This is a genomic window from Achromobacter sp. MUI-25009338, assembly GCF_057359325.1.
Genome location: NZ_CM170627.1, coordinates 2263400 through 2280791 on the forward strand (window position 1 = coordinate 2263400; position 17392 = coordinate 2280791).

Here is a 17392-nt window from a genome sequence, read left to right on the forward strand (position 1 = left end):
CGCGCCCCGCGGCGCGCGCTGCGCGGCGACGCGGCGGGCCCGACGGCCCGCCCGGCGCGATTCTTCCAGGCTCAAAGCGCGGCCCCTATGGACATCTTCATTCAACAACTGATTAACGGCGTCACGCTAGGCAGCGTGTACGCCCTGGTCGCCCTTGGCTACACCATGGTGTACGGCATCATCGGGCTGATCAACTTCGCGCATGGCGACGTCGTCATGATCGGGGCGATGGCCGCCACCACGGCCGCCATCGCGCTGGTCGGCGGCGACCCGGGCACCTCGGCCTTCGTGGTGCTGGGCGTGGGCCTGCTGGTCTCGGTGCCGTTGTGCATGGCGGTGGGCTGGACCGCCGAGCGCGTGGCCTACCGGCCGCTGCGCCGGGCGCCGCGGCTGGCGGCGCTGATCACCGCCATCGGCGTTTCCATCATCCTGCAGAACGTGGCGATGATGAGCTGGGGCCGCAACTACCTCAACTTTCCGCAAGTGCTGTCGCCGCAGGTCTTCGAGATCGGCGGGGCCCGCATGAGCACGCTGCAGATCGCCATCGTGGTGATCGCGGCGCTCATCATGGGCGGGCTGCTGGCGGTGGTGCACAAGACCCGCCTGGGCACGGCCATGCGCGCCACGGCCCAGAACCGCGAAGTCGCGGGGCTGATGGGCGTGAACATCAATACCGTGATCTCGGCCGCCTTCCTGATCGGCTCGGCGCTGGCCGCGGTGGCCGGCATGATGGTCGCGACCTACTACGGCGTGTCGCAATACACCATGGGCTTCATGCTCGGCCTGAAGGCGTTCACCGCCGCGGTGCTGGGCGGCATCGGCAACCTGGTGGGCGCCATGGCCGGCGGCCTGCTGCTGGGCATCATCGAATCGCTGGGCGCCGGCTACATCGGCGACCTGACCGGCGGATTCCTCGGCAGCCACTACCAGGACGTGTTCGCGTTCTTCGTGCTGGTGCTGGTGCTGATCTTCCGTCCGTCGGGCCTGCTGGGCGAACGCGTGGGGGACCGGGCATGAGCGCGCAAGCCAACCGCAGCGGGTTCTCGACCCGCAACCTGATCGGCATCGCGCTGATCGGCATCGTGCTGGCGGTGCTGCCCTTCGTGCTGGGCATGGCCGGCCAGAGCTGGGTGCGCATCCTCAATTTCGCGCTGCTGTACGTGATGCTGTCGCTGGGCCTGAACATCGTGGTGGGCTTCGCCGGGCTGCTGGACCTGGGCTATATCGCGTTCTACGCGGTGGGCGCCTACGCCTGGGCGCTGCTGGCCTCGCCGCACTTCGGCCTGCACCTGCCGTTCTGGGCGATCCTGCCGATCGCGCTGGCCGTGGCCTGCCTGTTCGGCGTACTGCTGGGCGCGCCCACGCTCAAGCTGCGCGGCGACTACCTGGCCATTGTGACGCTGGGCTTCGGCGAGATCATCCGGATCTTCCTGAACAACCTGAACGCGCCGGTCAACATCACCAACGGCCCGCAGGGCATCAACCGCGTCGACACGTTCAAGGTGGGCGAATTCGCCTTCGGCCGCACCGAGAGCCTGCTCGGCATCCGGGTGACCGGGCCCGAGAAGTACTACTACCTGCTGCTGGCGCTGACGCTCATCATCGTGGTGGTGTGCGTGCGCCTGCAGAACTCGCGCATCGGGCGGGCCTGGGAAGCCATCCGCGAAGACGAGATCGCCGCCAAGGCGATGGGCATCAACACCCGCAACATCAAGCTGCTGGCGTTCGCGATGGGCGCGTCCTTCGGCGGCGTGGCCGGCGCGCTGTTCGCCTCGATGCAGGGCTTCGTCAGTCCCGAGAGCTTCTCGCTGATGGAATCCATCTCGATCCTGTGCATGGTGGTGCTGGGCGGCATGGGCCATATCCCGGGCGTGATCCTGGGCGCGCTGATCCTGGCCGCCTTGCCCGAATTCCTGCGCGCGGTGGTCGAGCCGGTGCAGCACATGCTGTTCGGCGCCGTGGTGCTGGACCCCGAAGGCATACGCATGCTGCTGTTCGGCCTGGCCATGGTGTGCGTGATGCTGTTCCGGCCCGCCGGCCTGTGGCCGTCGGCGGTGCGCCGCCGCGAACTGGCCAGCAAGACCCAGGGAGGCGCGGCATGAGCAATAAACTGCTGCAAGCCCAGGGGCTGGGCAAGCGCTTCGGCGGCCTGCAGGCCTTGTCCGAAGTGAGTTTCGACATCGAGGAAGGCGAGATCTACGGTTTGATCGGGCCCAACGGCGCGGGCAAGACCACGCTGTTCAACGTGCTGACCGGCCTGTACATCCCGGAGGAGGGCTCCTGCACCTTCAACGGCGTGTCGCTGTCGGGCAAGAAGCCGCACGAGGTCGCCTACGCCGGCCTGGCGCGCACCTTTCAGAACATCCGCCTGTTCGCCAACCTCAGCGCCATCGAGAACGTCATGATCGGGCGCCACATGCGCACCCGCTCGGGCGTGTTCGGCGCGGTGCTGCGCACGCGCGCCACGCGCGCCGAAGAGGCGGCCACCGAGGCGCGCGCGCACGAACTGCTGGAATACGTCGGCATCGGCCATCGCGCCAACGACGTGGCGCGTTCGCTGCCCTACGGCGACCAGCGCCGCCTGGAGATCGCGCGCGCGCTGGCCACCGATCCCAAGCTGCTGGCGCTGGACGAGCCGGCGGCCGGCATGAACGCCTCTGAGACGGTGGTGCTGCGCAAGCTCATCGAGAAAATCCGCGCCGACGGCATCACGGTGCTGCTGATCGAACACGACATGAAACTCGTCATGGGGCTGTGCGACCGCGTGCTGGTGCTGGAATACGGCAAGGTGCTGGCCATGGGCAAGCCCGCCCAGGTCCAGCGCGACCCCAAGGTCATCGAAGCGTATCTGGGCGCGGGCGCCGCCCAGGACCCGCTGATTCACCAGGAGCGCCCGGCATGACGGCAGCAGCATCCCAACCCTTGCTCGAATTGCGCGGCCTGCAGGTCGCCTACGGCGGCATCCGCGCGGTGCGCGGAATCGACCTGCGGGTCGACGAAGGCGAGCTGGTGTGCCTGATCGGCGCCAATGGCGCCGGCAAGAGCACCACCCTGCGCGCCATCTGCGGCCTGGTGCCGCTGGCCGGCGGCGAAGTGGTCTACGCCGGGCAATCCATCGGCGGCCAGAAATCGCACGAACTGGTGCGCCGCGGCCTGGTCATGGTGCCCGAGGGACGCGGCATCTTCGGCCAGCTCACCATCGAGGAAAACCTCGCCATGGGCGGCTACGTGCGGCGCGACGCGGCGCAGGTGCGCCAGGACACGGACCGGGTCTTCACCCTGTTCCCGCGCCTGGCCGAGCGCCGCAGGCAGGCGGCCGGCACCCTGTCCGGCGGCGAACAGCAGATGGTGGCCATGGGCCGCGCCATGATCGCGCGCCCCAGGCTGCTGCTGCTGGACGAGCCCTCGATGGGACTGGCGCCGCTGATGGTCGAGAAAGTCTTCGAGGTGGTGCGCACCATCGCCAGCGAAGGCGTCACCATCCTGCTGATCGAGCAGAACGCGCGCCTGGCGCTGGAGAACAGCCATCGCGGCTACGTGATGGAGTCGGGCGAGATCATCCTGTCCGGTCCGGCAGGCCAGATGCTGCACGATCCCAAGGTCCGTGCGGCTTATCTGGGCGAGACGGAGTAGGGCGCGACGCTAGGCGGTGGCCGGCTCCCGGCCCACCGCCGCGACCACGCCGGCTTCGATCAGCGCGCCGATCTCGTCCTCGCCGTAGCCGAACTCCCCCAGAATCGCGATCGTGTCCTCGCCCAGGCGGGGCGCGGCGCGATGGTACTGCGCGGGCGTGGCCGACAGCTTGACGGGCATGCCGACGGTGCGGACCTTGCCCGCCACCGGATGGTCCTGTTCCACCACCATGCCGCGCGCCAGCGTCTGCGGATGCGACAGCGCCTGCGCGATCGAGTGCACCGGGCCGGCCGGCACGCCGGCCGCGTCGAAGATGTCCAGCCACGCCTGCGCGGGGCGGGTTTTCAGGATCGCCGACATTTCCTCCACCAACTGCTCGCGGTTCTGCATGCGGTCGCGGTTGCGCGCGTAGCGCGGGTCCTCGGCCCATTGCGGCTGGCCCAGCGCCTGCGCGATGCGCTGCCAGTTCTTTTCGTTGGCCCCGCCGATGATGATCCAGTCGGTGGCGGTGGGGAATGCCTGGTAGGGCGCGCTCAGCACGTGCGCCGAGCCGGTGGGGCCGGGCGAGACGCCGCTGCCGAAGTAGATGGCGGCATGCCAGTAGAGCTGCTGCAGGCTGGCTTCGAGCAGCGAGGTCTCGACGATCTGGCCTTCGCCGGTGCGCTGCTTGTGCTGGTAGGCCGCCAGCACTCCGAAGGCCGCCAGCAGGCCGGCGTTGATGTCGGCCACGGAGTTGCCGGTGCGCAGCGGCGGGCCGCCAGGCTCGCCGGTGATCGCCATCAGGCCGGAGAAACCCTGCGCCACGAGGTCGAAGCCGCCCTTGTCGGCGTAGGGGCCGGTGGTGCCGTAGCCCGACACCGCGCAATAGATGAGGCCGGAGTTTTCGCGGCGCAGGGTGTCGTAGCCCAGGCCCAGCTTTTCCATCGTGCCCTTGCGGAAGTTCTCGGTCACCACGTCGGCGTCGCGGATCATGCGCAGCAGGATTTTCTTGCCCTCGGGATGCTTGAGGTCCAGCGCGATGGCGCGCTTGTTGCGGTTGAGCATGAGATAGGGCGCCGAGATGCCGTTGATCTGCGGGTCGCGGTACTGGCGCGAATCGTCGCCGCCGTCGAGCTTCTCGACCTTGATGACGTCGGCGCCCAGATCGGCCAGCATCATGCCGCAGGTCGGGCCGGCCATGATCTGCGACAGCTCGATCACGCGCATGCCGGCCAGCGCGCCGGCCGGACGCCGGGTATCGTCGTTATGCATGTGGACTCCTAGCGCCGCGTTCAGCGGCCGTTGAATTGCGGCTTGGCCTTGGCCAGGAAGGCGCGGTAGCCCGCGCGGAAGTCTTCGGTGTCGAAACAGTCGAACGCCTCGTCGCGGTCGGCGTCGGTCAGGGCCTTGCCGCCGACCAGGTTGCGGACGAATTTCTTGTGCCAGCGCGCCACCAGCGGCGCGCCGTCGGCGATGCGCCGGGCGGTGGCCTGGGCCTGCGCGGCCACCTGGTCGTCGGGCTCCACGCGCGTGACCACGCCCAGCCGCAAGGCCTCCCGGGCGTCGAAGATGCTGCCTTCGAGCAGCACCTGCAGCGCCGCCGACGGGCCGACCAGCCGCACCAGCGGCGCCAGCTCCGAATACGACATCACCAGGCCCAGGTTCTTGATCGGCACGCCGAAGCGCGAGCTTTCGCCGCAGATGCGGATGTCGGCCAGGCTGGCGATCTCCAGCCCGCCGCCCACGCAGATGCCGTGGATCTGCGCGACCACCGGATGGCGGCACCCGCCGATGGCTTCGATGGTGCGGCGCATGACGGCACCGTACTCGATCGCCTGGCGCTTGTTGCTGCGCGCGGTTTCGAATTCGCCGATGTCGTTGCCCGGCGAAAAGGCCTTTTCCCCGGCGCCGCGCAGCAGCACGCAGCGCACGCTGTCGTCGGCGTCCAGTTCCAGGAAGGCGTCGCCCAGCAGCCGCCAGCTGTCGATGGTGAAGGCATTGAGCTTGTCGGGACGGTTCAGCACCACCGTCACGATGTCGCCGTCGCGCTGGCGCAGGATGAGGGAGGCGTCGGAAGAGGGGGATGCGCTCATGGCGTTCCTTTGCATGGGCGGGGGCGCGGCCCCCGCGGGGTTACTGTTTGCTCAGGCCCAGGCTGGCGGTGAGCTTGCCGTACTTGCTCCATTCGTCGCGCACATAGCTGGCGAAGGCCGCCGGGGTCTGCGGGCCGCCGCCCAGGTCCATGCCCTGTTCGGCCAGCTTGGACTGGATCTCGGGATCGGCCAGGGTCTGGGCCAGCGCGCGGTCGAGCTTGTCCAGCACCGGCTGGGGCAGCCTGGCCGGGGCCAGCACCGCGTACCACTGCACCACGTCCAGGCCCTTGATGCCGGACTCGGCCAGCGTGGGCACGTCGGGCAGCCGCTTGCTGCGCTCGGCGCTGGTCACGGCCAGGGGCCGCAGCTTGCCGGCCTGGATCTGGTTGATGGCGCCCGGCAGGGTGTCGAAGTTCAGGTCCACGCTGCCGCCCAGCAGGTCGGTCATGGCCTGGCCGCTGCCCTTGTAGGGCACGTGCTCCATGGTGACGCCGGCGATCTGCGAGAAGCGCGCCGCGCTCAGGTGCTGCGGGCTGCCCATGCCGGAGGAGGCGTACAGCAGCTGCTTGGGCTTGGCGCGGGCGTCGTCGACCAGGTTCTGCACGCTGGTGTAAGGGTGCTTGGCGGGATTGACCACCAGCACGTTGGGCACCGAGCCGATGTAGCGCACCGCGGTGAAGTCCTTGATCGGATCCAGGTTGGACTGCACCACATACGGCGCGGCGACGGTGGACTGCATATTGGCCAGCAGCAGGGTGTAGCCGTCGGCGTCGGCCTTGGCCACGTAGTCGGCCGCGATCAGTCCCGAGGCGCCGGGCTTGTTTTCGACCACCACCTGCTGGCCCAGCACCGTGGACAGGCGGGCGGAAAGAATACGGGCCGATACGTCCGTGCCGCCGCCGGGCACGAAGCCGACGATCAGGCGCAGCGGCCGTTGCGGCCAGGCGGATGCGTCCTGGGCCAGGGCGGGGCCGGCGGCGGCCAGGCCGGCGCCTAGCGCCAGTGCGCCGGCCCAGGCGCGAGCATGCTTGTTCATGAAGGTCTCCTTGGTGGGGGGATACCTGCCCGCGTGTTGCTTGCTCTATGATGGGGTCAGGTTGGTATTCCGGTGGTGTCTGGTATACCAGATACAAAAATAATCGAATCAGCGAGCACGTACAACTCATGGCTAACCCTGAAGTCCTGGATCAATCCGTCCCCGATCTGGCCATCCATCACCCGACGCTGCCGGCCGTGGTGGCCGAAAAACTGCGTCAGCTCATCATCGACGGCACCTTCAAGCCGGGCACCTGGCTGAACGAGCGCGACCTGTGCGATCAGTTGAAGATTTCACGCACGCCGCTGCGCGAGGCCTACCGCATGCTGGCCTCGGACGGGCTGCTGGCGTTGCAGCCCAAGCGCGGCGCGATGGTGATCGAATTGTCGGCCGACGACGTCGAGAACATTTTCGATGTGCTGTCGGTGCTGGAAGGACTGGCGGTGCGCAGCGCCGCCGAACGCGCGAGCGACGCCGAACTGGCGCAGATCGCGCAATTGCACGCGCAGATGCGCGAGAACTATGAAAAGCGCGACATCCGCGCCTATTTCGCCGCCAGCATGGGCACCCACATCGCGATCAACCGCGCGGCGCACAACCCGGCGCTGACCCATGCCTATGACCGCCTCAACCTGCAGGTGCAGGCGCTGCGCTACAAGTCCAATTTCGACAGCGACGAATGGACCGCGGCGGTGGCCGACCACGAGGCCTTCGTGCAGGCGCTGATGCGGCGCGACGGCGCGCTTGCCGAATCGCTGATCCGCAAGCACGTGGGCAGCAAGAAGGCCTACAACCTGCGCGCCCGGCACGCGGGCGCGCCCCAGCGCTGAGCGGCGCCGGGACGCGCGCGCTTCAGGCCGGCTGCGCCGTCGCCTGGCGGCGCCGGCCTATCATCAGCGCGATGACGGCGGCGATCAGGCCGGTGGCGCCCGAGATCACGAAGGCCATCAGGTAGCTGCCCTGCGCGGCGCGCAGCGCGCCCGCCATCCACGCGGCGCTGGCTGCGCCCAGCTGGTGGCCGGCCACGATCCAGCCGAACACGATGGCGGCGTCGCGCTCGCCGAAGGCCTCGGTGGTCAGGCGCAGCGTGGGCGGCACGGTGGCGATCCAGTCCAGCCCGAAGAAGATGGCGAAGATCGACAGGCTGTAGAACGAGAAATCGGAATAGGGCAGGTAGATCAGCGACAGGCCGCGCAGCCCGTAGTAGACGAACAGCAGCTTGCGCGGATCGTAGCGGTCGGTCAGCCAGCCGGACGCGGTGGTGCCGATCAGGTCGAAAACGCCCATCAACGCCAGCAGGCCGGCGGCCTGCACCTCGGGCATGCCGTGGTCGCCGCAAAGCGCGATCAGGTGCGTGCCCACCAGGCCGTTGGTGGTGAAGCCGCAGACGAAGAAGGTGGCGAACAGGAACCAGAAGGTGCGCGTGCGGGCCGCGCGCGCCAGCACGCCGAAGGTGGTGGCCAGCAGGCCGGGGCGCGGCGCCGGCGCGGCCGGCGCGGCGTGCGGATCGCTGCCGTACGGCGTCAGGCCCACGCTGGCCGGGCTGTCGGGCACCAGCCACCAGGCCAGCGGCACCAGCGCCGCGGCGGCGGCGGCCACCGCCCACACCACCCGGGTCCAGTCGCCGGACGAGGCCAGCGCCGCCAGCACCGGCAGGAACACCAGCGTGCCGGTCGCGGTGCTGGCCGTCAGCAGGCCCATCATGACGCCACGGTGGCGGGTGAACCAGCGGTTGACGACGGTGGCGCCCAGCACCACGGCGACCGCGCCCGAACCGATGCCCGAGAACACGCCCCAGGTCATGAGCAGGTGCCAGGGCTGGGTCATGAACGCGCTGGCCGCGCTGGAGGCGGACATCAGCGCCAGCGCGCCGATCAGCACGCGGCGCGGTCCGAAGCGCTCCATCGCCGCGGCCGCGAACGGGCCGACCAGGCCGTACAGGAAGATCCCCATCGCGGCGGCGAACGAGATCGTGCTGCGGCTCCAGCCGAAAGCCTCTTCCAGCGGCACCAGCAATACGCCGGGCGAGGAGCGCAGGCCGGCCGAGACCAGCAGGGACAGGAAGATCACGGCGACGACGACGAACGCGTACTTCTGGCCGACGCGCCGGAAAGGCATGGGGGGTTGGGCTATACTCATGTTACTTACCGGTACGTATGAAGAGTCGAGAAGCGCATAGTACGTACCGGTCAGTAACACAGTCAAGCGCTTTTTGTGGCGCTGTCAGCCAGACAAGGAGCACGAGCATGGCCAGCAAGACCGCCGATACCCGGCCCGCCGCCAAGCAGCCGCTGGCGGCCGACCGCATCCGCAAGACGGCGCGGGAAATGTTCTACCGCGACGGCATCCGCGCCGTGGGGGTGGACGCCATCGTCAACGAGGCGGGGGTGACCAAGCCCAGCCTGTACCGCAGCTTTTCGTCCAAGGACGAACTGGCGGCCGCCTACCTGCGCGATTACGACGCGGAATTCTGGGCCCGCTTCGACGCGGCCTGCGCCGCCCATCCCGGCGATCCGCGGGCGCAGATCCTGGCCTACCTGTCCGGCCTGGGCGCGCGCGCCGTGCAGAGCGGCTATCGCGGCTGCGGCCTGACCAATGCGGCGGTGGAATATCCGGAATCCGACCACCCCGCGCGTGCCGTGGCGGTGGCCCACAAGGCGCAATTGCGCACCCGGCTGGCGGCGATGGCTAGGGAAATGGGCGCGGCCGATCCCGACGCGCTGGGCGACGGGCTGCTGCTGCTGCTGGAAGGCGCGTTCGTGTCCAGCCAGCTGTTCGGGCAGGGCGGGCCGGCCGGCCGCGTGGCGCAGATGGCGGACAAGCTGATCGAGGCGCACCTGGCCCGCTGAGCCGGCGCACCCGGATGGTGCGCAACACGGTGCCTCATGCACCAGAATTTCGCGTTTGTACTCATTGTGCAACGAACAAAAAAATGCTTGGAAATTCTTATTGCGACGCAGCAGACTCAGGTCTAAGATGAGTTCGTGCTGTTCCACATCGCGCTTTCTCAAGGAGAGAATCATGAGCGATACCGCATTGAAGAACACCCGGGAACACTCTGTGGCCGGCAAGGGCGCAAAAGCGCAGGCGCTGGGTCCGACCGGCGGCTGGCGGCGGCTGAAGCTGCGCCTGGCGGCCCTGGGCGGCGCGGTAGGCGAAGTGCTGCACGATATGGACGAAGGCCGCCGCCAGCATCCGGTGATTTCGGCCTACCACTAGCAGCACGCAGCAAGCCAAAAAAAGCCAGCAGATGCTGGCTTTTTTGCGTCTGGAGCGCTCGATCAGGACTTGAGCTTCGCGTCCATCGTGATCTTGGCGTTGAGCACCTTGGAGACCGGGCAGCCCTTTTCGGCCTTGCGGGCCGCCTCTTCGAAGGCCTGCGCGCTGGCGCCGGGAATCACGGCTTCGACCGTCAGGTGCACGGCTGAAATCGAAAAGCCGTCGGCCACCTTGTCCAGCGTGACCTCGGCCTTGGTGTCCAGGCTTTGGGCCACCATGCCGGCCTCGCCCAGGATGGCCGACAGCGCCATGGTGAAGCAGCCGGCATGCGCGGCGCCCAGCAGTTCTTCGGGGTTGGTGCCCGGGGTGTCGCCGAAGCGCGTGTTGAAGCCGTAGGGTTGGTCCTTGAGTACGCCGCTTTGGGTGGAAAGGGTGCCCTTGCCGGTCTTCAGGTCGCCCGACCAGGCGGCGGTTGCGGTTTTCTTCATGCGTGACTCCTGTAAGAAGGGCGCCCGTTGCGGGCGCATCCGGTGGGTGGGAGCGGGCCGCGCGGGCCGCCTTGTCGATGATACGGCCCGCGGCTTGCGGCGGCTTGCGCGCATCGGCAAGCCGATGTAACGGCGGCGTGGGCACGGGGCGCTACGCGGATAAGGCAGAATACGGGGATTGCCTTCAATTCCTTCAATCTTTCCGAGAAACGTAGTCATGTCTGCCGCATTCCTCCGCTACGCCTGTGCCATTGCGCTGGCCGTTCCCGTCTTTACCGCCCAGGCCGAAGTCGTCATCGGCGTGGACGTGTCCACGACCGGTCCGGCCGCCGCCATCGGCATCCAGACCAATAACGCGATCCGCCTCTGGCCCGCCACGCTGGGCGGCGAGCCGGCCCGCTACGTGGTGCTGGACGACGGCACCGACGTCAGCCGCGCGGTGAAGAACATGCGCAAGCTGACCTCGGAGGACAAGGTCGACGCCATCGTCGGCCCCAACACCACCGCGGCGGCGCTGGCCGGCCTGGACGTGCTGGCCGAGACCGGCACGCCGATGATCGCGCTGGCCGCCTCCAGCGTCATCGTCGAGCCGCTGTCCGACCCCAAGCGCGCCTGGGCGTTCAAGATGCCGCAGAACGATTCGCTGATGGCGACCGCGCTGGTCGAGGACATGAAAAAGAAGGGCTTGAAGAACGTGGCCTTCATCGGCTTCGCGGATTCGTACGGCGACAGCTGGTGGAAGGAGTTCAGCGCCGCCGCCGGCGACGACCTGAAGATCGTGGCGCAGGAGCGCTTCCAGCGCACCGACGCCTCGGTGGTGGGCCAGGCGCTGAAAATCATCGCCGCCCATCCGGACGCCGTGCTGATCGCCGGCGCGGGCACGCCCTCGGCGCTGCCCCAGAAGACGCTGCTGGAGCGCGGCTACACCGGCGCCATCTACCAGACCCATGGCATCGCCACGCTGGAATTCCTGCAGATCGGCGGCGCCGACGTGGAAGGCACGCTGTTTCCGACCGGCCCGGGCGTGGTGGCGCGCGAGCTGCCCGACGGCAATCCGGTCAAGCCGGTAGCCGTGGCCTTCGCCGACAAGTACGAAGCCCAGTACGGCAAGAACACGATGACGCAGTTCGCCGGCGACGCCTATGGCGCGTGGATGCTGCTGGATTCGGCGGTGGCGCGCGCGCTCAAGACCGGCGCCAAGCCGGGCACGCCGGCGTTTCGCGCCGCGCTGCGCGACGCCATCGAGGACACCCGCGACCTGGTCGTGCCCAACGGCGTGCTGAACATTTCCAAGGAAGACCACCAGGGCTTCGACGAACGCGCGCGGGTCATGGGCGTCATCAGGAACGGCCGGTTCTCGTACGCGCAATAGCCATCCGGCGGCCGGGTCATGGACGCCAACGGTTCGTAACCAGTCCTAACGTCCCATAGGGGCAGGGCAGGGAAAAGCAGGCTGCGGCCTGCTTTTTTTCGTCCATATCATTAGCGTCGAAATGATTTAGTGTCGTATCATTTTTAGTGCATTCATGAATCTAGAAATAAATCAGGGAGAAAACGACCCATGAACTCGACCTCGATCCGATCCCGGCGCCTGCTGGCGGCGCTGAGCCTGGGACTGCTGGCCGCCTGCTCCGATTCCGGCTCAGACAAGCCCGCCGCGGCCGCCGCCGACAAGCCGGCCGCCGCCTCCACGCTGGAAGCGGCCAAGGCGGCCGGCAAGATACGCATCGGCTATGCCAACGAAGCGCCGTTCGCCTACATGGACAGCAAGGAAGCCAAGGTCACCGGCGAATCCGTGGAAATCGCCCGCGTGGTGCTCAAGCGCATGGGCATCGACGAGGTGGAAGGCGTGCTGACCGAATTCGGCTCGCTGATTCCGGGCCTGCAGGCCAAGCGCTTCGACATCATCGCGGCCGGCATGTACGTCACGCCCGAACGCTGCCAGCAGGTGGCGTTCTCCAATCCCACCTACGGCGTGGGCCAGGCGTTCCTGGTCAAGCAGGGCAACCCCAAGAACCTGCACAGCTACGAAGACGTGGTCAAGAACCCCGACGCCAAGCTGGGCGTGGTGGTGGGCGCCATCGAGGGCGAGTACGCCTCCAAGTCCAAGGTGCCGCCCGCCCAGGTGGTGGTGTTCCCGGATGCGGTCAGCGCGCTGTCGGGCGTGCAGGCCGGCCGCGCCGACGCCTACGCCGCCACCGCGCTGACGGTCAACGATCTGATGGGCAAGACCAGCGCCGCCAGCGGCCTGCAGAAGGCCGAGCCGTTCACCGACCCGGTCATCGACGGCAAGAACGTGCGCGGCTATGGCGCCTATGCGTTCCGCAGCGACGACAAGGCCTTCGCCGATGCGTTCAACGCGGAACTGGCCAAGTTCATCGGCACCGAAGAGCACCAGAAGCTGGTGGCGCCGTTCGGCTTCACTTCAGAGGAGCTGCCCAAGGGCGTGACCGCCGCCCAGCTGTGCGCCGGCCAGTAAGGGGGCGGCCATGCAGCTGATCTCCGAGCATTTCGCCGAGCTGGCGCCGCCGCTGCTGGAAGGCCTGGGCGTCACGCTGCAGGTCATGGCGGGCGCGGTGGTGCTGGCCGTCCCGCTGGCGCTGGCCGCGGGCATGTGCCGCCTGTCGAGCCTGGCCCCGGTGCGCTGGATCGCCTCGATCTACGTGGAGGTGTTCCGCGGCACGTCGGCCCTGGTCCAGCTTTTCTGGTTCTATTTCGTGCTGCCGCTGTTCGGGGTGCAGCTGCCGGCCATGCTGGTGGGCATCGTGGTGCTGGCGCTCAACGCCGGCGCCTACGGCGCCGAGGTGGTGCGCGGCGCGATCCGCGCGGTGCCGCCGGGCCAGCGCGAGGCGGGCATCGCGCTGAACCTGACGCGCGCGCAGATCATGCGCCGCATCGTCGTGCCGCAGGCGGTGCCGGCCATGCTGCCGCCGGCCGGCAACCTGCTGATCGAACTGCTGAAGAACACGGCGCTGGTGTCGCTGGTCACCATTACCGACCTGACGTTCCGCGGCCAGCTGCTGCGCAGCGAAACCCTGCGCACCACCGAAATCTTCACCCTGATGCTGCTGCTGTACTTCGCGGTGGCCTTGCTGATCACGGCCGGCGTGCGCCTGCTGGAGCGGAGGGTCCGGGTCCGATGACACCGATATTCGACTGGTCTTTCGCCCTGGAAATCCTGCCCACCCTGGGCTCCGCCCTGGTCGTCACCATCCAGGCCACGCTGCTGGGCATGCTGGTGGCGGTCACGCTGGGCCTGGTGCTGGCCATGCTGCGGCGTTCGCGCCTGCACATCGTGTCGCTGCCGGTCGGCTTCGTGATCGAGTTCGTGCGCAGCACGCCGCTGCTGGTGCAGATGTATTTCCTGTTCTACGTGCTGCCCCTGACCGGCGTGCGCATGTCGCCGCTGGCCACCGGCATTCTCGCGCTGGGCCTGCACTACGCGACCTATTGCGCCGAGGTCTACCGCGCCGGCATCGAGGCGGTGCCGCGCGGCCAGTGGGAGGCCGCCACCGCGCTCAACCTGTCGCGCTGGCGCACGGCGGTCGACGTGGTGCTGCCGCAGGCCATACCGCCCGTGGTGCCGGCGCTGGGCAACTACCTGGTGGCCATGTTCAAGGACACGCCGCTGCTGTCGGCCATCACCGTGGTCGAGCTGCTGCAGCAAAGCAAGATGATCGGCTCGGCCACGTTCCGCTACACCGAGCCGCTGACCCTGGTGGGCCTGCTGTTCCTGGCGCTCAGCCTGGTGGCGGCCTGGGGCGTGCGCGGCCTGGAGGCCCGTTTGCAACGATATGGAGGAAGGCGATGAGCGCCAGCGTAAGCATCAAGAACCTGCGCAAGCAGTACGGCGACCTGGAGGTGCTGCGCGGCATCAACCTGGAGATCCCGGCCGGCCAGACCGTGGCCGTGATCGGGCCGTCGGGCTCGGGCAAGTCCACGCTGCTGCGCGTGCTGATGACGCTGGACCGCCCCAGCAGCGGCGAGATCGAGATCGACGGCGTGCCCATGTGGACCGACGCCCAGGGCCGGCCGGTCGGCCCCAACTCCGAGCACCTGCGCAAGGTGCGCGGCAAGATCGGCATGGTGTTCCAGCACTTCAACCTGTTCCCTCACATGACCGCGCTGGGCAACGCCATGGAAGCGCCGCTGCGCGTGTTGGGCATGTCGCGCGACCAGGCCCGCGAGCGCGCCGTGGAGTACCTGGAAATGGTGGGGCTGGGCGACAAGCTCGACGTCTATCCCGCGCAGCTGTCGGGCGGGCAGAAGCAGCGCGTGGGCATCGCACGGGCGCTGGCCATGTGCCCCGGCATCATGCTGTTCGACGAAGTCACCTCGGCGCTGGACCCGGAACTGGTCGGCGGCATCCTGCAGATCCTGCGCGACCTGTCGGCACGGCGCAGCATGACCATGATCATCGTGACCCACCAGATGAAGTTCGCCGAACGCAGCTCGGACCGCACGCTGTTCTTCGACGCCGGCAACATCGTCGAGGACGCGGAATCGTCGGTGCTGTTCAGCCAGCCGCGCGAAGAACGCACGCGCCAGTTCCTGGACTCCGTGATCGAGGGCCAGTAGGGCTGCGGCGCAGGCGGTATGCTGTGGTATCCCCTGACACGGAGGTTCCTCGCATGTCCCTGCTTTTCAGCCCCGCCGCCATCGGTAACCTGGAACTGGCCAACCGCATCGTCATTGCGCCCATGTGCCAATACTCGGCAGAACAGGGCCGGGCCGTCGACTGGCACATGATCCACCTGGGCCACCTGGCGCTGTCCGGCGCCGGGCTGATGTTCATCGAAGCCACGGCGGTCGAGCCGGAGGGCCGCATCTCGCCGGGCGATCTCGGCCTGTGGTCCGACGACACCGAGGCCGCGCTGGGCCGCGTGGTGGCCGCCGTACGGCGCCATTCGCCGATCAGGCTCGGCATACAGCTCGGCCACGCGGGCCGCAAGGGCTCCAGCGAGGCGCCCTGGAACGGCGGCCAGTTGGTCGCGCCCGAGGCGGGCGGCTGGCAGCCCTGGGCGCCTTCGGCCCTGCCGCACGGCGCGGCCGAGCCGGCGCCCCGGGTCCTGGACCAGGCTGGCCTGGCGCGCGTGCGCGAGGCCTTCGTCGACAGCGCCCGCCGCGCGCTACGCCTGGGGCTGGACGCGATCGAGCTGCATGCGGCGCACGGCTACCTGCTGCACCAGTTCCTGTCGCCGCTGGCCAACCGTCGCGACGATGCCTACGGCGGCTCGCTGGAGAACCGCATGCGCTTCCCGCTGGAGGTGTTCCAGGCGGTGCGCGAAATCACGCCGCGCAATGTGGCGCTGGGCGTGCGCGTCTCGGCCACGGACTGGGTCGAAGGGGGCTGGGACCTGGAGCAGACCCTGGCCTTCGCGCAGCAGCTCAAGGCGCGCGGCTGCGAGTTCATCGACGTATCTTCCGGGGGCGTGTCGCCGCAGCAGAAAATTCCGGTCGGGCCGAACTACCAGGTGCCGTTCGCCGAGCAGATCAAGCGCCAGGTGGGCATGCCCACCATCGCCGTCGGCATGATTACCGAGGCGCAGCAGGCCGAGGACATCCTGGCGCAGGGCCAGGCCGACATGGTCGCGCTGGCGCGCGGCATGCTGTATGACCCGCGCTGGCCCTGGCATGCCGCCGCGCAGCTCGGCGGCCAGGTCGCCGCGCCGCACCAGTACTGGCGCTCGCAGCCGCGCGACCAGAAAGCGCTGTTCGGCGAAACCCGCTTCGGCGCGCGCTAGCGGCCGGCCGCGCCGGGCCGGCGGCCTTCGTAGGCGTCCTGCAGCAAGGCGCGCAAGGCCGCGCGTTCCAGCGGACGCGGGTTGGGATAGGGCGTGCGCAGCGCGATGTCGCAGGCCTGGTCCAGGTCCTGCTCGCGCATGCCGATCTCGCGCAGCGCCGTGGGCGCGCCCAGCGAGCGGGCCAGGTCGTACACGCCCTGCGCGGCGTCGGACGCGCCCAGCGCGGCGGCGATGCGCTGCATCGCCTGCGGCGCGGCCGGCGCGTTGTAGGCCAGGGCATGCGGCAGCACCACGGTATGCACCTCGGCGTGCGGCAGGTTGAAGCTGCCGCCCAGCGTATGGCAGAGCTTGTGGTGCAGGGCCATGCCCACACTGCCCAGCACGGTCCCGCAAAGCCAGGCGCCGTACAGCGCGTCGCCGCGCGCCGCCTGCAGGGCCTGGCCGGCCGCGCCGCCGCAGATGACGGGCAGCGCCCGGGCCAGCGCCCGGATGCCTTCCTGCGCCATCAGGTCCATGATGGGATTGCCGTCGGCCGAGTACAGCCCTTCGGCGGCGTGGGCGATGGCGTTCATGCCGCTGGTCGCGCTCATCGCCGCCGGCAGCGACATGCTCAGTTCCGGGTCGTAGACCACGCTGCGCGGCAGCACGCGCTCGTCCTTGCCGGTCTTTTTCAGGCCGGCTTCGGTGATGCCGTAGATCGGCGTCATCTCGGAACCGGCGTAAGTGGTGGGCACCGCGATCACGGGCAGGCCGGCCTCCAGCGCGATGGCCTTGCCCAGTCCGATGGTGGAGCCGCCGCCCACCGCCACGGCGCAATCCGCCCCATGCTCGCGCGCCGCCTGGCGCGCCTGGCGCGCGACCTCGATGGGCACGTGCATCGCCGCCTGGGCGAATATGCCGGCGACCCGGTCGGCGCCGAGCAGCGCGGCCACGCGCTCGGCCTGGGCGCGCTGCGGCGCGGTGCACAGCACCAGCGCCCGCCGCAGGCCCAGCGCGTCGAGCTCGGCCGCCAGACCTTCCAGGCTGCCCGGGCCGAAGACCACGCGCTGCGCGCGGCTGGTGTAGACGAACGGCGAGACGGCGTTCGGGTAAGCGGTGTCGGTCATTGCGGTTCCTATTTTTGTGCAAATTGCCAAACTGCGGCCATGCACGCTATCGTAAGTGCCAGCGCCAGCAGGAAAGCACGCGCCACACGCCAAA

19 protein-coding genes are annotated in these 17392 nt (G+C 68.8%); 13 read left to right on the plus strand and 6 right to left on the minus strand.

What is annotated here, in order from left to right; translation table 11 throughout:
• Nucleotides 1-165 precede the first annotated feature (165 nt).
• The 4 genes from AC1IQ6_RS10790 to AC1IQ6_RS10805 are packed head-to-tail and all read left to right on the plus strand — an operon-like array spanning nt 166 to nt 3633.
• The gene (locus tag AC1IQ6_RS10790) at nt 166-1017 is read left to right on the plus strand and encodes a branched-chain amino acid ABC transporter permease (protein ID WP_485866565.1); all 852 of its coding nucleotides are present in this window, start codon (nt 166-168) and stop codon (nt 1015-1017) included.
• Entirely contained in the window at nt 1014-2102 is a 1089-nt protein-coding gene (locus AC1IQ6_RS10795) for an ABC transporter permease subunit (protein WP_209165321.1), read from the plus strand. The genes AC1IQ6_RS10790 and AC1IQ6_RS10795 overlap by 4 nt, the downstream gene beginning before the upstream one ends.
• Nucleotides 2099-2902 carry an ABC transporter ATP-binding protein gene (locus AC1IQ6_RS10800; protein ID WP_102772160.1) on the plus strand — a complete coding sequence of 268 codons (804 nt, stop codon included), beginning with the start codon at nt 2099-2101 and terminating at the stop codon, nt 2900-2902. Before AC1IQ6_RS10795 ends, AC1IQ6_RS10800 begins: the two co-directional genes overlap by 4 nt.
• Nucleotides 2899-3633 carry an ABC transporter ATP-binding protein gene (locus tag AC1IQ6_RS10805; protein WP_102772159.1) on the plus strand — a complete coding sequence of 245 codons (735 nt, stop codon included), beginning with the start codon at nt 2899-2901 and terminating at the stop codon, nt 3631-3633. The genes AC1IQ6_RS10800 and AC1IQ6_RS10805 overlap by 4 nt, the downstream gene beginning before the upstream one ends.
• Before the next feature lie 9 nt (nt 3634-3642).
• Here the strand turns inward: AC1IQ6_RS10805 and AC1IQ6_RS10810 are convergent, their stop codons facing one another.
• The 3 genes from AC1IQ6_RS10810 to AC1IQ6_RS10820 are packed head-to-tail and all read right to left on the minus strand — an operon-like array spanning nt 3643 to nt 6741.
• Nucleotides 3643-4884: a CaiB/BaiF CoA transferase family protein gene (locus AC1IQ6_RS10810; RefSeq protein WP_485866303.1), complete on the minus strand. Its 1242-nt coding sequence runs from the start codon at nt 4882-4884 to the stop codon at nt 3643-3645.
• A 20-nt stretch (nt 4885-4904) separates the two neighbouring features.
• Nucleotides 4905-5705 (minus strand): enoyl-CoA hydratase/isomerase family protein, encoded by an 801-nt coding sequence (locus AC1IQ6_RS10815; protein WP_102772157.1) that lies wholly within the window; start codon nt 5703-5705, stop codon nt 4905-4907.
• Between the two features lie 40 nt (nt 5706-5745).
• Nucleotides 5746-6741 carry a Bug family tripartite tricarboxylate transporter substrate binding protein gene (locus AC1IQ6_RS10820; protein ID WP_209165323.1) on the minus strand — a complete coding sequence of 332 codons (996 nt, stop codon included), beginning with the start codon at nt 6739-6741 and terminating at the stop codon, nt 5746-5748.
• Nucleotides 6742-6869: 128 nt separating this feature from the next.
• Between AC1IQ6_RS10820 and AC1IQ6_RS10825 the strand changes: the two genes are divergently transcribed.
• Nucleotides 6870-7571, plus strand: a complete 702-nt coding sequence (locus tag AC1IQ6_RS10825) for a GntR family transcriptional regulator (RefSeq protein WP_102772155.1) — start codon at nt 6870-6872, stop codon at nt 7569-7571.
• Between the two features lie 22 nt (nt 7572-7593).
• On the opposite strand, the gene AC1IQ6_RS10830 is transcribed toward AC1IQ6_RS10825, so the two are convergent.
• Entirely contained in the window at nt 7594-8880 is a 1287-nt protein-coding gene (locus AC1IQ6_RS10830) for an MFS transporter (RefSeq protein ID WP_485866304.1), read from the minus strand.
• A gap of 107 nt (nt 8881-8987) precedes the next feature.
• Here AC1IQ6_RS10830 and AC1IQ6_RS10835 point away from each other — a divergent pair, with 107 nt between their 5' ends.
• Complete coding sequence (locus AC1IQ6_RS10835) at nt 8988-9590, plus strand: TetR/AcrR family transcriptional regulator (protein WP_102772153.1); 603 nt, start codon at nt 8988-8990, stop codon at nt 9588-9590.
• Between the two features lie 172 nt (nt 9591-9762).
• Nucleotides 9763-9960, plus strand: a complete 198-nt coding sequence (locus AC1IQ6_RS10840) for an XRE family transcriptional regulator (protein WP_102772152.1) — start codon at nt 9763-9765, stop codon at nt 9958-9960.
• A 62-nt stretch (nt 9961-10022) separates the two neighbouring features.
• Here the strand turns inward: AC1IQ6_RS10840 and AC1IQ6_RS10845 are convergent, their stop codons facing one another.
• Complete coding sequence (locus tag AC1IQ6_RS10845; protein ID WP_102772151.1) at nt 10023-10448, minus strand: OsmC family protein; 426 nt, start codon at nt 10446-10448, stop codon at nt 10023-10025.
• Between the two features lie 217 nt (nt 10449-10665).
• Between AC1IQ6_RS10845 and AC1IQ6_RS10850 the strand changes: the two genes are divergently transcribed.
• From AC1IQ6_RS10850 to AC1IQ6_RS10875, 6 genes are all read left to right on the plus strand, one after another.
• A complete protein-coding gene (locus AC1IQ6_RS10850) occupies nt 10666-11820 on the plus strand; it encodes an ABC transporter substrate-binding protein (RefSeq protein ID WP_485866305.1) in 1155 nt (384 codons plus the stop codon).
• Between the two features lie 189 nt (nt 11821-12009).
• Nucleotides 12010-12927, plus strand: coding sequence for an ectoine/hydroxyectoine ABC transporter substrate-binding protein EhuB (gene ehuB / locus AC1IQ6_RS10855; protein WP_102772149.1), 918 nt, complete (start codon nt 12010-12012; stop codon nt 12925-12927).
• 10 nt (nt 12928-12937) lie between these two features.
• Nucleotides 12938-13591 (plus strand): ectoine/hydroxyectoine ABC transporter permease subunit EhuC, encoded by a 654-nt coding sequence (gene ehuC / locus AC1IQ6_RS10860; RefSeq protein WP_485866306.1) that lies wholly within the window; start codon nt 12938-12940, stop codon nt 13589-13591.
• A complete protein-coding gene (gene ehuD / locus AC1IQ6_RS10865) occupies nt 13588-14259 on the plus strand; it encodes an ectoine/hydroxyectoine ABC transporter permease subunit EhuD (protein WP_111824793.1) in 672 nt (223 codons plus the stop codon). The genes ehuC and ehuD overlap by 4 nt, the downstream gene beginning before the upstream one ends.
• Entirely contained in the window at nt 14256-15026 is a 771-nt protein-coding gene (gene ehuA, locus AC1IQ6_RS10870) for an ectoine/hydroxyectoine ABC transporter ATP-binding protein EhuA (RefSeq protein ID WP_102772146.1), read from the plus strand. Before ehuD ends, ehuA begins: the two co-directional genes overlap by 4 nt.
• A gap of 53 nt (nt 15027-15079) precedes the next feature.
• Nucleotides 15080-16192, plus strand: coding sequence for an NADH:flavin oxidoreductase/NADH oxidase (locus AC1IQ6_RS10875; protein WP_485866307.1), 1113 nt, complete (start codon nt 15080-15082; stop codon nt 16190-16192).
• Here AC1IQ6_RS10875 and AC1IQ6_RS10880 read toward each other — a convergent pair.
• Nucleotides 16189-17298, minus strand: a complete 1110-nt coding sequence (locus tag AC1IQ6_RS10880) for a maleylacetate reductase (RefSeq protein ID WP_485866308.1) — start codon at nt 17296-17298, stop codon at nt 16189-16191. The genes AC1IQ6_RS10875 and AC1IQ6_RS10880 overlap by 4 nt on opposite strands.
• Nucleotides 17299-17392 lie beyond the last annotated feature (94 nt).

Bases quoted from the DNA above. Each gene is read 5' to 3' on its own strand.
- AC1IQ6_RS10790 (WP_485866565.1), top strand. From the start codon at position 166: ATGGTGTACGGCATCATCGGGCTGATCAACTTCGCGCATGGCGACGTC.
- AC1IQ6_RS10795 (WP_209165321.1), top strand. From the start codon at position 1,014: ATGAGCGCGCAAGCCAACCGCAGCGGGTTCTCGACCCGCAACCTGATC.
- AC1IQ6_RS10800 (WP_102772160.1), top strand. From the start codon at position 2,099: ATGAGCAATAAACTGCTGCAAGCCCAGGGGCTGGGCAAGCGCTTCGGC.
- AC1IQ6_RS10805 (WP_102772159.1), top strand. From the start codon at position 2,899: ATGACGGCAGCAGCATCCCAACCCTTGCTCGAATTGCGCGGCCTGCAG.
- AC1IQ6_RS10810 (WP_485866303.1), bottom strand. From the start codon at position 4,884: ATGCATAACGACGATACCCGGCGTCCGGCCGGCGCGCTGGCCGGCATG.
- AC1IQ6_RS10815 (WP_102772157.1), bottom strand. From the start codon at position 5,705: ATGAGCGCATCCCCCTCTTCCGACGCCTCCCTCATCCTGCGCCAGCGC.
- AC1IQ6_RS10820 (WP_209165323.1), bottom strand. From the start codon at position 6,741: ATGAACAAGCATGCTCGCGCCTGGGCCGGCGCACTGGCGCTAGGCGCC.
- AC1IQ6_RS10825 (WP_102772155.1), top strand. From the start codon at position 6,870: ATGGCTAACCCTGAAGTCCTGGATCAATCCGTCCCCGATCTGGCCATC.
- AC1IQ6_RS10830 (WP_485866304.1), bottom strand. From the start codon at position 8,880: ATGAGTATAGCCCAACCCCCCATGCCTTTCCGGCGCGTCGGCCAGAAG.
- AC1IQ6_RS10835 (WP_102772153.1), top strand. From the start codon at position 8,988: ATGGCCAGCAAGACCGCCGATACCCGGCCCGCCGCCAAGCAGCCGCTG.
- AC1IQ6_RS10840 (WP_102772152.1), top strand. From the start codon at position 9,763: ATGAGCGATACCGCATTGAAGAACACCCGGGAACACTCTGTGGCCGGC.
- AC1IQ6_RS10845 (WP_102772151.1), bottom strand. From the start codon at position 10,448: ATGAAGAAAACCGCAACCGCCGCCTGGTCGGGCGACCTGAAGACCGGC.
- AC1IQ6_RS10850 (WP_485866305.1), top strand. From the start codon at position 10,666: ATGTCTGCCGCATTCCTCCGCTACGCCTGTGCCATTGCGCTGGCCGTT.
- ehuB (WP_102772149.1), top strand. From the start codon at position 12,010: ATGAACTCGACCTCGATCCGATCCCGGCGCCTGCTGGCGGCGCTGAGC.
- ehuC (WP_485866306.1), top strand. From the start codon at position 12,938: ATGCAGCTGATCTCCGAGCATTTCGCCGAGCTGGCGCCGCCGCTGCTG.
- ehuD (WP_111824793.1), top strand. From the start codon at position 13,588: ATGACACCGATATTCGACTGGTCTTTCGCCCTGGAAATCCTGCCCACC.
- ehuA (WP_102772146.1), top strand. From the start codon at position 14,256: ATGAGCGCCAGCGTAAGCATCAAGAACCTGCGCAAGCAGTACGGCGAC.
- AC1IQ6_RS10875 (WP_485866307.1), top strand. From the start codon at position 15,080: ATGTCCCTGCTTTTCAGCCCCGCCGCCATCGGTAACCTGGAACTGGCC.
- AC1IQ6_RS10880 (WP_485866308.1), bottom strand. From the start codon at position 17,298: ATGACCGACACCGCTTACCCGAACGCCGTCTCGCCGTTCGTCTACACC.